The organism is Anaerocolumna sp. MB42-C2, from assembly GCF_030913705.1.
GTDB lineage: Bacteria > Bacillota > Clostridia > Lachnospirales > Lachnospiraceae > Anaerocolumna.
This window is the reverse complement of record NZ_CP133190.1, coordinates 3,894,504-3,910,229: the sequence shown is the minus strand read 5'-3', so window position 1 is coordinate 3,910,229 and position 15,726 is coordinate 3,894,504. Positions and strand designations below refer to the sequence as shown.

Annotated in this window: 17 protein-coding genes; 1 reads left to right on the top strand and 16 read right to left on the bottom strand. The window is 33.3% G+C overall.

Translation table 11 applies throughout. The annotated features are described in order from the left end of the window. Positions 1–128 precede the first annotated feature (128 nt). The 10 genes from RBU59_RS17390 to RBU59_RS17345 form a co-directional block, all read right to left on the bottom strand. Positions 129–734 (bottom strand): lactate utilization protein, encoded by a 606-nt coding sequence (locus RBU59_RS17390; RefSeq protein WP_308143770.1) that lies wholly within the window; start codon positions 732–734, stop codon positions 129–131. A gap of 874 nt (positions 735–1,608) precedes the next feature. Then, positions 1,609–2,364, bottom strand: a complete 756-nt coding sequence (locus RBU59_RS17385) for an ABC transporter permease (protein WP_308143769.1) — start codon at positions 2,362–2,364, stop codon at positions 1,609–1,611. Next, positions 2,364–3,314 (bottom strand): ABC transporter ATP-binding protein, encoded by a 951-nt coding sequence (locus tag RBU59_RS17380; RefSeq protein ID WP_308143768.1) that lies wholly within the window; start codon positions 3,312–3,314, stop codon positions 2,364–2,366. Before RBU59_RS17380 ends, RBU59_RS17385 begins: the two co-directional genes overlap by 1 nt. 1 nt (position 3,315) lies before the next feature. Further along, positions 3,316–3,771 carry a GyrI-like domain-containing protein gene (locus RBU59_RS17375; RefSeq protein WP_308143767.1) on the bottom strand — a complete coding sequence of 152 codons (456 nt, stop codon included), beginning with the start codon at positions 3,769–3,771 and terminating at the stop codon, positions 3,316–3,318. Positions 3,772–3,775: 4 nt separating this feature from the next. Beyond that, entirely contained in the window at positions 3,776–4,642 is an 867-nt protein-coding gene (locus RBU59_RS17370; RefSeq protein ID WP_308143766.1) for an AraC family transcriptional regulator, read from the bottom strand. Between the two features lie 200 nt (positions 4,643–4,842). Beyond that, a complete protein-coding gene (locus tag RBU59_RS17365) occupies positions 4,843–5,706 on the bottom strand; it encodes an aminoglycoside 6-adenylyltransferase (protein ID WP_308143765.1) in 864 nt (287 codons plus the stop codon). Positions 5,707–5,851: 145 nt separating this feature from the next. After that, entirely contained in the window at positions 5,852–6,358 is a 507-nt protein-coding gene (locus RBU59_RS17360) for a hypothetical protein (RefSeq protein ID WP_308143764.1), read from the bottom strand. Positions 6,359–6,380: 22 nt separating this feature from the next. Next, positions 6,381–7,286 carry a hypothetical protein gene (locus RBU59_RS17355; protein ID WP_308143763.1) on the bottom strand — a complete coding sequence of 302 codons (906 nt, stop codon included), beginning with the start codon at positions 7,284–7,286 and terminating at the stop codon, positions 6,381–6,383. Between the two features lie 78 nt (positions 7,287–7,364). Beyond that, a complete protein-coding gene (locus tag RBU59_RS17350; RefSeq protein WP_308143762.1) occupies positions 7,365–7,736 on the bottom strand; it encodes a trypco2 family protein in 372 nt (123 codons plus the stop codon). Between the two features lie 624 nt (positions 7,737–8,360). Next, positions 8,361–8,501, bottom strand: coding sequence for a hypothetical protein (locus RBU59_RS17345; protein WP_308143761.1), 141 nt, complete (start codon positions 8,499–8,501; stop codon positions 8,361–8,363). A gap of 102 nt (positions 8,502–8,603) precedes the next feature. Here RBU59_RS17345 and RBU59_RS28805 point away from each other — a divergent pair, with 102 nt between their 5' ends. Continuing rightward, a complete protein-coding gene (locus RBU59_RS28805; protein WP_442871691.1) occupies positions 8,604–8,720 on the top strand; it encodes a winged helix-turn-helix transcriptional regulator in 117 nt (38 codons plus the stop codon). 311 nt (positions 8,721–9,031) lie between these two features. Here the strand turns inward: RBU59_RS28805 and RBU59_RS17340 are convergent, their stop codons facing one another. The 6 genes from RBU59_RS17340 to RBU59_RS17315 form a co-directional block, all read right to left on the bottom strand. After that, complete coding sequence (locus tag RBU59_RS17340) at positions 9,032–10,048, bottom strand: acyltransferase family protein (protein WP_308143760.1); 1,017 nt, start codon at positions 10,046–10,048, stop codon at positions 9,032–9,034. A gap of 384 nt (positions 10,049–10,432) precedes the next feature. Further along, positions 10,433–10,633 carry a 4Fe-4S dicluster domain-containing protein gene (locus tag RBU59_RS17335; protein WP_308143759.1) on the bottom strand — a complete coding sequence of 67 codons (201 nt, stop codon included), beginning with the start codon at positions 10,631–10,633 and terminating at the stop codon, positions 10,433–10,435. 137 nt (positions 10,634–10,770) lie between these two features. Further along, positions 10,771–11,736: a Coenzyme F420 hydrogenase/dehydrogenase, beta subunit C-terminal domain gene (locus RBU59_RS17330; RefSeq protein ID WP_308143758.1), complete on the bottom strand. Its 966-nt coding sequence runs from the start codon at positions 11,734–11,736 to the stop codon at positions 10,771–10,773. Positions 11,737–11,772: 36 nt separating this feature from the next. After that, entirely contained in the window at positions 11,773–12,900 is a 1,128-nt protein-coding gene (locus RBU59_RS17325) for a polysaccharide pyruvyl transferase family protein (RefSeq protein ID WP_308143757.1), read from the bottom strand. Then, on the bottom strand, positions 12,901–14,313 hold the full coding sequence (locus RBU59_RS17320) for a lipopolysaccharide biosynthesis protein (protein WP_308143756.1): 1,413 nt from the start codon (positions 14,311–14,313) through the stop codon (positions 12,901–12,903). It abuts the gene before it with no gap. Between the two features lie 111 nt (positions 14,314–14,424). Continuing rightward, complete coding sequence (locus tag RBU59_RS17315; protein WP_308143755.1) at positions 14,425–15,237, bottom strand: glycosyltransferase family 32 protein; 813 nt, start codon at positions 15,235–15,237, stop codon at positions 14,425–14,427. Between the last annotated feature and the right edge of the window lie 489 nt (positions 15,238–15,726).

Below are 15,726 nucleotides of genomic sequence, written 5' to 3'. Positions count from 1 at the left end.
AATCTATACTTTTTTTTATTCTTAAAGAAAACAAAGCCGCCGCAAATAATATAAAAAACTAGAACAATAATCTCGATTGGTATTTCATTTTAACCTTGATAGAATTTACTCAATTAAATATCATTAATCTAGTATCCAAGCTTTTCATGAATTAAAATAACTTCATATTCACTCCCTGTAGGTTTCTCCCATAGTACAGAAAAATTTCTGCATATTCTCTGCGGGCTTTTACAATCATAACATTTATCACCCTTTATCGCACATGGCGTTTTTACTCCTAAACGTTTGGCATTAAGGGGTGCAGCGATATTTCTTGCTCTATCTAAGGCGTCTTCATAACTTGAAGCTATTTTATTTTCACCAATAATTAAATAAACTTTATCATGTCCAAAACTGATTGCAGATACACGATTTCCAGTATTATCTATATTGATGATTTCTCCTGTTTCGGCAATTCCATTTACCGAGGAAATATATAAATCTGACAGATTTGCTCTCTTTCTTGCTTCCATGGCACTCATGTTTTCAGGTAATCGCATATGCCAATACACATCATTATGAGACACCAGTGCATCATACAGTTTCATTTCTTCTACAGTAACTGAACCTCCAATTCCAATAGTTCTATCACTCAGTTGATTAGCTAAATGCTTAGTTGCTTCTTCTGCATCATTAAATTCACTTACGGTATATCCTAAGCACTCTAGACTATTTTTGAGTTTTGTAAATTCCATTATTGTGGCGCTCCTTTTCATACTAGTTTTCTTTTTTTATTAAAAATGCAATATGGTTGGCAGCATAATCCCAAATTATTTCTTTGTCTTCATCAGTAATTTCTTGAAATATTGTTCTCAAAGGAATTACCACCTGAAGAAAAATTAGTTAACTTCATATCTTTTATTCAAAATATCACATGACCAATTTCCCATTATTGCTAATACATGTAGTTAAAATATATCACTATATGGATATTATTTCAAATTATTTATCTAAGTTATTATCCTTCATTACATACACAATTTATGGAAACGACATAACTAAGTATGTATTATCTGCAGTTTGTAATAAATTCTCTGATATAATAGAGAAGTTTTCAATTGTCATATTAACAGTAATGTCAATTTTATTAGGATAACGACAAAACCCCTCAAACACTTACGTTTAAGGGTTAAAGGAGGATTATAGTTTTGTCTCTTATTTTGTGGTTTTTGGTAATTCCAAAATGAGCTCCTGTACCGGCATGGCGCCTGTCACCAATGTGGTCCGTAAGTTACTGTTCACAGGCCAATAAACGCGACGTGTTTTTTGTGAGTGTATTGTCACAATAAAACCGGAGAATTGCAGCGCCAAAACGCTGTTTTCGCGTTTTGTGTGCATCGCGAAGCGTGTTATTGTTCGCGGAACTGCTGTTTTTTGCAGGGGAGTGAACAGTAACGTCCGTAATAGGTATTGACAAATTTTCTCTCTGCGATACCTTGATTTTCAACTGTTATCATTCTATTATACTTACATAAGAGAAGCACCGCGACATGCGGTTGGATTTGAAACAGTAAGTTTAGAAATCATCTAAAAACCGTCACTTGGCCGAGTGGCGGTTTTTATATGTTTCTATAAAGCCGTTTCCTTTTTTAATCTGTGAAAAGCCCATGAAAAACTGATACCACACATACCTATCAGCAGAACAATAACAAAGCTGACATCACGATAAACAATATCGCCTTGTAAAATCAAATCTCGCAAAACATTTATTACATGGGTAAATGGATTTAGGTTGACCGCAATTTTTAATCCCCCGGACAATCCATCTTCCGGAAACAATGCGGTACTTAGAAAAAAGAGGGGGAGAACAATTGCGTTCATTACCGTTTCATACATGACTTCGTTTGGTAGACAAAGGCTAATAGCGTAAGTAAGTCCCGAAATAAAAAATGCAGTTAAAAATACTAAGAGAGCTACCAAGAGTATACCTGTGAATCCAGTTGCAATGTTTACCGAAAAAAACAAACTGACTATGCACATAATAGTAACTTCAATGAATGTACATACGACTGCTTCTAATACCTGCCCCAGTACAATAGAACTCCTTTTAACCGGGGCAATCAATATCCGATAAAAGCTGCCATCTGCTTTCATCAAATAATTCATAATGCCGCTGCTGCTGCACGCACCGAAACTAACCAGCACAATCAGTCCGGGGAGAACAAAAGCCGTATAATTTGCAATTCCAATCCCTTTCATCGATTGTCCTGCAACAGCACTATACAATACAAGCCATAACATAGGCTGTAAAATAGTAATCACGATAGTAAAAGCATTATGAAAACGCCATTTTATATTGCGGTGTAACAAGGTTAGAATATCCATTAGCTGGCCTCCTTTCCATTGTCACTGGTCAGGCTGATGAAAACATCTTCTAAGGTGGGCTGTATAATTTCGATTCCCAAGAACGGAATACTATGCTCCAACAGTAGGCGGGCCGTTTTCTCTAAATCGCTTCGTCCGCTTTTTAAGCTGGTAATGATTTTATCATGGCGTAAATTAGATTCTTTGAGAGCAATGGTTCCCTTTAGGGTTTCAAAACATTTTTCAGCTTCTTTCTTTTCTGAAAAGCTGATTTTCAGCATATCCTGCCGTAGGTATGCCCGGAGAGAATTTGGAGAACCTTGAACGACCTCTTTTCCGTTTTTCATAATGCAGATTGTATCACTCAATTCGTCGGCTTCTTCCAAATAATGAGTTGTTAAGAAAATCGTGGTCCCAAAGTCGTTTCTAATCTTCTTTACCATATCCCACATTGCCATTCGGGACCCGATATCCATTCCAACGGTTGGTTCATCTAAAAATAACACTTTGGGATTGGACATTAGATTTAGTGCAATATCAAGCCGCCTTTTTACTCCGCCGGAATAGGAAGAAACCGGATATTTCAAATACCTCTCTAATCCAAAACAGGAGATTAGCATTTCCATACGCTTTATGGCTTCTGACCTTGGCACTTTATATAGCTTGCTTTGAAACATCATATTTTCTGTGAGCGATAAATGCGTATCAATAGAAGTTCTTTGTGCAACACAAGAAATTTTTGAACGGATTTCAGCCGCTTCACGATAAGCGTCTTTTCCAAACATGGTCACGCTGCCAGAAGTAGGACGCAGGTAAGTAGTCAACACATTAATAAGTGTAGATTTTCCTGCTCCGTTCTGTCCCAAAAGGGAAAATATTTCGCCTTCCTTTACCGCCAAAGTAAGGCCATCTAAGGCCTGTACTCCGCTTTTATACTTTTTAACCAAATCATTTACGGAAATAGCAGTCATTTTATTCCTCCCTGATTGGGAACAAAATCTCGGTGATATATTTATCTGGATTTCCTTTCAATAACATTCCCGGCCCCTTGATATAAACCTCGCGAAACGGCGGTTGCAACTGTAAATTATGCTCTGTGGCATATTGGTCGATTGCTTTATAAGCAAGATGTAAAGTTTCATAAGAGCCGGTATGTGCCAGGCAGATGGCCTTAATGGCCGGTAATTCTTTTACTTCAATTCCTTTTCCAAAAGGATTTTGCTCTGTTGGTACGCATAAGTCCATTTCTCCCACTTTAGTTTCTGGATTCATAACATAGTAACAAAAAAACGGTGCACCATTTGCTTTACCCTGAATGGATTTAAAAACATTAGGGAAAAACTTGTTCGCTTCTGTTGCAACTCCTTTATAATGCAGGAAAGCAACACGCATTGGCTCAACATTCCTAATTTCAATTTGATATTCCATAAGTTTAATTCGACCTTTCCTTTTTTACTGCAATCCATACTTCAAAATGCCCCGAACGGTTTAATTCCTTGCTAATCGGATATACTTCTATATCCGGCAATTCTGCATAGGTATATCCCGAAAAAGGAAGCCATTCCGTTAAAAATCTTTTGAAAATATCCTGTACAGATTCTTTAAAAAAACCATTACTCTCAAACACCGCCCATGTGGCATTTGGAATTTGATATTCAAACATTCCATCCGGTACAGGCTGGTCAGTTACCGCAGCAATATAATAATAAATTTCATCATCACTTTGGTAGACCGTTGCTCCTAAAACACCCCTAGGAAGCCTGTTTGACAAGTTACAGATTTTAGCAAATTGTTCACTTTTCAATGTACTTTCCCAGAAAGGTGGGACGTTCCTTTTGTTTTCTTCCATATCCATTGTTAATGGAATACGGATACCTACAATTCTTATAGCTTCTTTTTCTTCGACCCGGTAGGGCATGACATTACCTCCTATTATATTGACTGAAAATTTGATAGGCGGGTATGCATTTAATATACTTCCTTTTGCCTTTGCGGAAATTGGGGATATTCCATGCACATTTTGAAATGCCCGGTTAAAAGAAGTCGGAGAGGTATAGCCGTATTTTAATGCAACCTCCAAAACCTTTGTATCTGTGGTTTGTATTTCAAAAGCTGCTTGTGTCATTCTCCGGCGGCGAATATATTCGGATAAGGATATACCCGCTACATAGGAAAACATCCGCCCGAAATAGTAGGTAGAACAACACGCAATTTTAGCGGCTTCCTCGCAACAAATCTCGCCATCTAAATTTCTCTCAATATAATCAATGGCATTGCTCAGATTCTTCAACCATTCCATTTCTTTACCTCCTGACTAAATCATACTGTAAATAGTAAATTTATTCCTCGCTTTTGCTGTCCTCTTTTGTAAACTTAACTTTAGCGCAATAAAATAAATCCCAAACTTCAAAAGCAAGGGATTTATGGTAGAATATTAGTATGCGAGTACCAAATAAATCTCATGTATATGAGATGAGGGTATCCATTCCTGACGATATTCTATATAGTAGGATTATTCTGATTAATCCAATGAAATACATTATTCTCCAAATCATATGGATATTTATAATTCATCTTTAAGGATATATCATGAGACAAGCGCTTAAACAAAGTGATTGTACCTATTAAAGCTTTCCAGCTATCAATGCTGTCAAAATGGCCAAATGAGTTCTGTAATTCTGACAGTGTTTCTTCACTTGCCCATTCACATAAAAAACGACCTGCATGCCATGTATCATACTCGGTTCCATTTACTGCCTTTTCGTGCCATTCTATCATCTGAAGCAAAAGTTCTTTCATATTACCATCTCGGACTTTTACGAGCCATAAATCCTTCCGTAATATCTGCTTCGCCAAGTAAAGAGCCAGGAACCAAAACATATTAACATATTGCATAAATACATCTTCTGCTAAAGTCACTCCCTTAGGAGCTTTGAAACATTTTGGCATAATATTTTCCGCAATATCTTCTTTATCAACAATCACTTTCACTCCGCGATAGAAATTATTCGGAATAATTTTATTCTCAACATTCTGCTTTAAACTATTAATTGTGTGAATAACAAAATCAACCTGCCACCCGCCATCAAACAACGTTAGACATTCGGGATCACCACCTGCTGTTTGTGAGACAAGGGAAGTCCATACATTCCCAAAATTTTTAAGCCATTCGTTATCTGAAAGATAATAATTCTGTTTTGAGGTAAAGAAAACTATATCTATATCCGACCACTCATCTGCAGGATGGTCTTTGCGGGCTCGAGAACCAACTATAAATGCTGCCCTTATGTCATCAACTGTTAGTGCCCAAGAAACAAAATCTCTTTCTAACTTTTCATAAAACATATTTGCTGCTGATATCATGATAATCCTCTCCTTTCCAATTCCTTTTGAATTTCCCGCTGGTCTGTTATACACCTGGTTTCTCCGATTTCTATGGGCGGTTTTGTTTTACCATGGAATTCACTGCCATAACCCTTCTTCAGCTTATCTTATATAAAATGTCGTGTTAATATAACGTAATATTTGTATTAAACCCTAATATGTTATTTAAATACTGTTGGATAATAGTTTGCCAATATGTTAATTCATCCGGTTGCATTCTGTAAGGAGTTTCTACTGGTACAAGATTAGCTTTTCCCTTTTTAGAACATCCCGTAAGTAGTTCACGTAAATATGAACGAAAGCAATAGCCAATAAATAGCTGAGAAAGTATATCTTTATTTTTATGAAATTTAATTATATTTTTAAATTGAATTGCTGGCGGAATAAAAGTTCGTGTAAAATAGCTTGAATACGGCTCGATTTCAAGTGCCTTACTGTGCCATAATCCTTGATTGAAAAATGTTGAAAAATTTTCACTACGTATTTTTTGCGAAGTAATAAATAGATTTTCAATATATGAGATACCGGTGCTTTGCTTATAATTGTGTATAGAGCAATCTGCTATAGTTTCCACGGAGGGATAACCCATTGCAGAAGAAAGCTCCTTCACAAACCTGTTATAATCATTCAAATTTTGTACCGGCTTAATGTTTTTAGATTTTATTAATCAACTCATACATTCGATTTCTGGGAGCAAAATCAAACGCTGAATAAATGCTTGATAAACCATTTTCACATGGTAAGATAGTAGAAAACAACGATAGTTCTGAAATTGCAGAAAATGTACTGACAAATTGTTCGAGTGTATCTGCATTTGACACATTCTTATAAGCCAATATCCATCCTGAATATTCAAATAAATCCTGATTTGCTTTTATTTTTCCCTTATCCCCGGCCACATCCCACCAGTACTCTGAAATACGTGCATGATTTTCAAACACATTGACATTATTACTTGTTAGTGCTAAAGTCTGTTCCATTAACATCCGCTCATGATCATGAGTGTTATTCATACGTCTCTTGAATATATCTAATTTACGAATTTTGCAAATTTCCTGTTCAACTTCTAAAAACAGATCTGTTAGTCCCTCTTCTAAGAAGGTGGTTGCCTTTGATATATTTATATATTGCATCAAATCGTCCGTATAATAAAGCCTCATTAATTCACTTAAGAACCAATATCTCAGATGATACCAAACCCTAATATTACTTTCCACAGGTACATGTTTTTTTATATACGGAATAAGCGGATACTCTATTCTATCTAAATTTCTCACAATATGTTCAGCCTGCAAAGTTTGAAAATTACTTAGCTGTAAAAGATAATTACCTATCGGAGTAGTACTATACTGAAAAAAATGAATTAATTCGTGAAAAAATGTCCGGATATTTCCTTGAGATTTGTAATCTTTATCAAATACTACAAAGTCTTCCATATATTCTTCCAAGGTACAATTTAATTTCAGCAAATAACTCTCATAATTAAATTCCCCTAATATTTTATAGTTCTGTAAATCGGCAAGCTTAAAACTATCGGCAAATTTTAATATTTTATCCATAAAATATTTCTCCCTATGATAGTTTGCAAACACCATTTCAAGTGGCTGGTTTGTTATTATCATATTCCTTCTACCCGACTAAGCTTGAGGGGTGGTATTATCTTTTACTTCTTTATCAGGTAAGGATCCATCAAGTTTTTTAAAAGGATTCTCTTCCTCTATCTCTTTCTGCTTCTTAACCGTTTTAAGTGATATTTTAATTCTTTGAATTTGCTCCGTACGATAGTTCTTAACTAACTCGCCTGATATAATTGAAAGATTGATATTACCATTCTTTTCTCCAGATCTTTCTGCCACAAAATTCAATTCTATCTCTAGATTTTCGACTTCAAAGAGTGGATCAATCCCATTCTTCTCACGTTCCTCTTGTGATAAAATAAGTTCAGTTTGTACTTTCCGTATGATATCTTTTAACATAATCTTTTCAGTAATATCCTCTGGTTTTTTCATATAGTTTTTCCCCCTGAATTCTCCAAGTAAAGTGGAGTTAAATATAGATAAATTGATGTTCTGCCATCACATGTCTTCTCGTTTAGCAACATAAATTTGCTCTATGTTTAATATATCAGAATTGGTTTATATTTACAATACATATATAGATCGGAAGAACTAGAGTCAGGAGATTCATGTATGTTGACTAATCGTAAAGACAGTGACTTAAAGCGTAAGCGCATAGTTTTGGGACATACCCAAAAACTTATTTCCGGATCCTATTGCTAGGATTCCGGAATGCGGGCATTTTACTCCTTTTGTTCTTGCAAAGTTCTTGAACTGTTTCATCCCAAGGTGCAAGTTTTGCTAATTCATCATCTGAAATGTTCTTGCTGGACGATTTTCTAGCAAGAACTTTAATATTCATATAGATTCATTTCTACGATTGTGAGTTAGAACGAATTAGCAGTCGCTCCTTCCGGAGTGTGTCTGAAAAAATTAAGCTAGTGCAATTGTATGTGCCGAAGAAACCGGACCAGGCAAGATTATTTAATTCTGAAGAAAAAACTACGGACGACATTAAAAAATGGAATCTGCTGTGGATAACTTTCCTGATTTTCATTCAGAATCAACGTAACTGGCTCAGCCAGTAGTAATAGGCATCTTACTGATTCCTTCCTGCCGGCAGAAATCAATCACCTTAAGTCCAGACTGGGAACGCGCCTTAACGATTCTCGTCCATTTTTGCAATGAAAGCTGGTGTTTCAACGATTGAGCATTCATGTGTGTAACCCTCCTGATTAAGTCGCATTAGGTTGTACAACCTAACACACAAATTTAAACTTAATCATGTCATAAAAAGAGGTTTGAAAAAAGGGACAGGTTATGTACAAGTTACACAGTAACGAAGGATGCAGCGATCGAGAAATAGCAAAGAGCTTGGGTATCAGTCGGAACACTGTAAATAAGTATAAACCCACAGAACCAAAACTGCTCTCCTAGTATGAGATGATGAGTTAGAAAATGAAAAATCATTCCGGCATCTTTACTTAGTCTATTTTCGCAAATGTGTTTTGGTTGTATAAAGAATCTTGGTCGATTTCGTTTTTCTTTAAGTTAACAATTCGAAGAAATGAGTTTCACAAAGATTTTTAACAAAATGTGAACGAGCACTCTTTCTTTCCCGTTCACATTTAACTTTACAAACACCATATACCACATAAGAACTCTTGTTATGACATTTCTTACTCATTCACAAATTTTTCATGCTGATAAGAACCCGCTATTTTACGGACATTCGCTTTTCACCAATGTTAATATATAAATTGATTTAAAAATTTATTGTTTATTTTTATTATTATATATCCACATAATCCAGAACTACTAATAGTGATTATATAAAGAACAATAGTTTCGATCTTTCCATCAAAGATTATATCCCATGCCTTTGTAATTATCATAATATATAATGGATGCGTATAAAAAATAAAATTACCGATACCTCTCATAATGCGAGCACTTTTAGACTTTTCAAAAAATGGATGTTTGAGCAAAAATATCATAACAAAAGCAAGCAGTACATATAAGAATATAGTTATCACAATAGATTTTTGTATTTTAAAATTAACAACAAAATATATCTCTAATAAAAACATAACAATGCATATTATCAACTTTATATTTAACTTCTTTATACTAATTTTATTCTCAAATATATTTATCCAATATCCAAGAATATAAAATGGCAGTCCCATTAGAACTACCCTTCTTATCAATGTAAAGTGCTGCGAGTTTATCAATAATGATATTACCGGAATTCTATTCCCTATACTATAATAAGAACAACCAAGACAGCCGATAATGTATAGCAACAATGAAATATGTCCTAGCATTTTAAGTAAACCAAATTTATAACTTATAGATGCTATTATTATACAAAAGAATAAAGCAGGGAAAAACCATAATTGGTAGCTAGAACCATAGATAAAGTAATTTTTCAAACAGTTTATAACCCAGATCCGTATAGATGTCTCATTATGCAAACTTCTTAATAAATCAGATGCAAAATATACTAAACTCCATAGACTGTATACTAATACTAGCTTTTTCATTGTAGTAATGAATTCCATCTTCTTATTTATTATTTTTTTTATATAAAAATATCCAGATGTACAAAAGAAAAAAGGAACTGCTATTCTTGGTATTACTTGCGTCATTATAAAACCAATTGTTTGATTAATATCAGTCATAAGTTCTGTATGTATAATAACTACCATTAAGGAAGCCAATAAACGAAACATGTCTATAGAATTATTTCTTTCTTGCTGCACTTGCTCTACCCCCATTATTAATTTGAACCACACCAAGTCATCAATCCTATTTTGCATTTCTTTTACAACAGTAGTTTCTTACCTTTTAGTAAAATGTCATTAGCATTCAAATTATCTTGTTTCATTAATCTTTCCCACCTCAAAGACTCAATCTACTTCAAGGCCTATAAGTATATGTAGGTCTCTCTTTTTTTCAGAAAGCATCACCTGCCGTACTTTATTTTCTGATCATCGCTGCGGCTTTATCTACTACTTCACTATTCAATTTTCAATTTCCTTATCCAAACATTCCAACACATCAATTATCACTTATCTTGCTGGTCAAGTCATACTCGCACTACTCTTGAAGATATTGAATAGAGTTTATAAGTGGACGTGGGAGATTTATGTTCCATTAACTGTCTTGATTGGACAGACCTTTAAACACATGTAGCAACGGATACACTTAGCACCATCTACTAGTGGATACTCAAATCTTTCTTTATCTTCCACCATTGAAATAGCTTCCTTGGGGCAGATTGCATAGCAGGCTGTACAGCCGCAACACTCTTCTTTTCTATTGTAGAGAACTGGTAGTTTTTTCATAATCGTTGTACCTCTTTTACAATATACGTAGATTCCAAACTTGCTAGATTTATCCACACTAAACCCTTAGAAATGTATGATAAAAGTTTTTAACTTTTTTACCAAACCATATTACTCTCAAGTAAATGTAACAATTTTTAAATAATTTTATATATCTTCCTTTTAACTTTCTTAACAAATTCGCGAAACCAAGAATATCTCTTGTATTTATTAATTATTTCATCACATTTCTGCTTATAGATTAAGTTTCTGAATTTTTTTATATCATATGGTCTTATTACATGTTCTTTATAATATCTATTTGTGCTATCAAAGACAGAAATATCGCTTTCAAAACATACCAATTGATTGGATGATTTATGGAAAATTTGAAGACCTTTTTCTGAGTTAATAACGACAACGGAAATGCCTTTGAACATGTCCTCATTGGTAATGTTCTTAAATGATTCAACTCCCCAAAAGTCCCCTAACGTAATATCCGAAAACCTGTTGGTCGACCTATAATTACAGGTATAACAAGACGGTCTTAAATACATATCCGATAGATATAATTGCATATACTTCGACTCACGTCCTAACTGATATGATTTTAAACCATCTGTATACTCAACTGAAAATGCATAATTCTGCCATCCTTGCTTTTTATTACGAAAATCAACAGCACTAATAACTTTTTTGTTGTTATCCTCACCAATAACTTTTTTTAACAAATATGGAATGGGAACACCATGGCAAATAAAATCAATTGTATATAGTTTCTCATATTTCTTACCTAAATAACTAATTAAACCAGCCACCTGACATGGCGTGCCACAAAACAAAATGTATTTGTCTTCTTTTAGTAACTTTTCAATTTGTTTAAAAGTATCTCCAATTTTGCTTGGCACATATTTTGATCCTCTAAGTTTTTCCAGTTCTTGAACACTTGTGCACATAATATGCTCACATGAATATATATTATTATCCGTTCGTAAATTTGCACCAAAGATATATCCTTCTTTATTGATTATTTCAATAGCAATTGCAGAAAAGACTCCTCCGGAAGAACTATCCATTCTTATTACATCATCTTTATGATATGCTCCAAATATTATATTTTTCATTTTCTAAAAATACCCCGATCCCCCTACTTATAATGATTATAAAAGTGCATTGTTTAAAAACTCTTTGGAATCATTAATCAACATATCCAGCTTATTTTTATTATTAAACTTCATTTCTATAAGATTAGGGTTCTTTAAAATATATTGAATTTCTCTATTAGGAGCATCAATTAATGCTAACAAGTCATCAATACGGCTATTCATTCTTTCTCCTCCAACTCGATCTGAAATTACAATAGATTTTTCAAAAATTGTCGATAATGCAGCTCCATGGAATGAGTTAGTAAAAACAAATTCTGCATTTTTTATTAGTCCAAGGAACTCTTTGGGGCCCGCAAACATTGATTCTATTTCATCCTTACTATAGACATCTATTCCTTTAATATTATATCTTTTTTCAAGCATACAAATATTCTTTTTTATACTAACTGTTTTTTTACCCAATATATAAATTAAAAAGTATTTTTTATTAATGTTAACATCAACTGATATCTGACTCCACTGTTTCTTGTCCAAAAGAAAAACTGGATCACACACTATTTTTGCCTCAAATCCATATAAATTCTTTAATAGTATTTGTCCACTTTTTTCACGAATGGATAAATAATCAATATTACTAATCCATTCAGCATACTTTTCTCTTATCAGTTCTGGTATAGCGTCAACCGCTATACTAGGAGCATAAGAAATTCGTTTTCCCTTTTTTGCAAAGTACAAATAATAAAACTCATTTGATCCCTCGTAATATGGATTCCAAACTTGATCACTTCCAGTTATAAATGCATCATACAGAGTATCTAATTCCTTTAAATTCGATTTTATATTGTACTTATCAACTGAATATTTAATATTTTCTTCTATAAACAGATTAAATTTATTTTTTCTTACCTCCCTTTTTCCTTGCAAAACATTCCAATACAATTTTCTTTTATAGATTCTAACAATGTCATCCGCAAATTGCTTTATCTCAAACTGATACTTATGAGAAATCAAAGATGTTAATTCCTCATAGTACGAGGATGTATAATAAATAGTATCTACTGAATATCCTTGTTTTTTTAAATATGTACTTAAGGCATAATTTTGTAGAATATTACCATAATTAAAATCAACACTTTCCTCTTTAGTAAATGTTATCGTCGCTATACCAATCTTCTTTTTCATTTAATTTTTCCTCATAAATACCTTCTGACTCATTTTGAAAATAGAGCTAAAAAAATCTTTGTTCTGAATACAGCAATATGGGATTATAATAGCTAATACCACTATCTCTATCACCCAATTCATTAGGTAATAACTAAATAGAACAATTAAATACATAAAGCATTCTATAATAATATATTTTCTTGAAATAATAATTTTAACCATGCTTTGAATATCATAGTGTCTAATAATCGTAATAATAAAATATGCAATTAGCGAAGAACCAGCCGCTGCGTATAAGCCTACAAACTGAATTAAAGCAAAGTTAACAATGAAATTAATAGCTGCTGCAAGCATCGTTGTTGTCGATATTTTTTTTGTTTCTTTAAATGCAAAATATAGGGATCCATATAACGCAGCTATAGAGTGAAATAATGCAGCACATAGTAAAATTGGAATATAATAATATGTATCTTTAAATGCATCTCCTATTAAAAAATTAAAAAGAAAAGGCATTAAACAAATAATTCCCATATTGGCAGAAGAATAAAATCTTATTGTTTTATTAAATACATTATTATAAAATTCATCACGATTATCATCATTAATATTTTCTGATGCTGATTCTGTCCATGAAAGTTGAAAAATATTCGTAACCATGCTAAATAAAGAAGGAAATTTATAAGCTGCAGCATATATTCCATTAAATGATGTACCAAGAAATCTACTTATGAGCATCCTATCAGAAGCACTAATAATCCACCAACACAAAGTATACGGAACCAATGGAAGTGAATATCTTAGTAATTTTTTTAAGCATTCCATACTAAAAATACTCCTCTTAACCCATTGCCACAATTTCAATCTAATACATACGTATATAAGACATATACAAAGAGAAAGTAAACTCGCTATCAACACGCCATTTACTCCATAATGAAGAATAGCAACAAAAAGAACATTTAGAAGAACGTTAGTTGATCCACTTAATAGACTTCCAAAAGCGTATACTGCATTATTACCTAGTCCGCGAGGTATTTGTAAGAACACTGCATTTATTGCTCCAATAGACGACGTGCCAATAAAAAATATCGTATACTTATACCCTACAACGCTTAAAATTACTGATCCAATGATTGAAAAGACTATTGTTATTATAATAACCGTTAAAATTGCAACTGAAATGTACTCTTTTTGTTTTGTTTCATCTTCCCTGAATTCTACCAAATACCTAAAAACGCCTTGTTCAAATTGTAGTGTTAAAATTATCATCAACAAAGATGAATATGTTGCAATTAAATCTACTGTACCATACTGTACTGTAGTCAGTATTGACGTATATAAAGGCAACATAAAAAAACTGATACACTTCGTACAAATGTTACCAATCCCAATAATTGCTGTATTTTTTAACAATTTTGTTTCTTTAGTCATGGCCTATATACTTGCTAAATCTATAATTTGTTTTAGCACTTTACCCTCTCTCTCTTTATAACAATCTCATAGTTTATGTGGGAACTATTTATTGTTTTTGACCAGTAAAATTCAACCTCCTTTAAGTTTGTATGCAAAATATTTCAAAGCATTAATATATCCACCTCTTTGTCTTGCTCTTAACTTGAGTCTGTAATAATAATGAATTGGTTTACCCAGTATTGTCCCAAGTTTTATGCCAAATACTCTATTAAACCTTTGTTCTAAGACATAGCTTTTATCTTCTTCTGGCTCATGCCAAGTCGCACTATAATGATGAATTGAAACTGTTTTATCCGTAAGATTAACTTCCCCTGTATAATAATTCTTTGGGCAAAAATATTCTGGTGGATAAATACATATGCCTCTGATATATTCTATAGATCCATTCCCAACAAATCCATATTTTTTCAAAATAGCTGTCACTCTTGATACAACTGTTTCAGGATTTTCTGTACCATATGATCTCAGAAACTTTTGATTTTTATAATATTCAACTATCTCCTTAAACAGCTCATTCTTCGGCTCTACTGCCAAGCCTAATCCTGGAGCTGCTTGTAAGACATCTCCCGGCTCACATCCCATGAATGGTCCGTTTTCTAGAAAATCATCAATCGGTCTAATTAATTCAACATCAGTATCAAAATATACACCTCCATTTTCATATAATATTTTAAACCTAGCGTAATCACTCACAAAAGCCCATTTTTTCGCTTTATACGCTTCCATAATATATTCACATTCGTTGTAATCAAAATTACTCTCATCCCATCGCTTTATTTCATAATCAGGACAATTCTTTTTCCAGCTTTCTATACATGTATTTGCCAGTTCCGGCAGATCCGCTCCACCAAACCAACAATAATTTATCACCTTCGGTATCATTTTCTATCACGTATAATCTAAACATCTACTTAATGAGTTTAATTGGATTATTTTCCTTTCTCCCAACCTTTTTGTTGGGGTAATCTCTATTACTCTGATGCATTGTGAGTTATTCCTATTTTTCTACAGTTTTGACTATTTCGAGGTGACCCGGACCACAGCTTTTTGAATCCTTGAGAAAAACAACATAAAATATTATCTAAGGTGATATCTATCATGTCAGAATAGACATATTCAAGTACAAACATTATTGCTGCATTATTTCTGATACAGGACATGTCATATTTACTCACCATCAAAAACACTGATGGTGAGTTTGATTAACACCAAGCAGTTCTTCAATCTTTGGATCACCAAGATGAATTAAAAATATATTTCGAACCTACTGTTCATAATGTTCTAAATCTGAAGTTATTCCTTGAAAAGCCCAATTCACAACTTCATAGAATTTAACCTTGTTCTTCTCACTAAATTTAGTAAGTCTCAGTC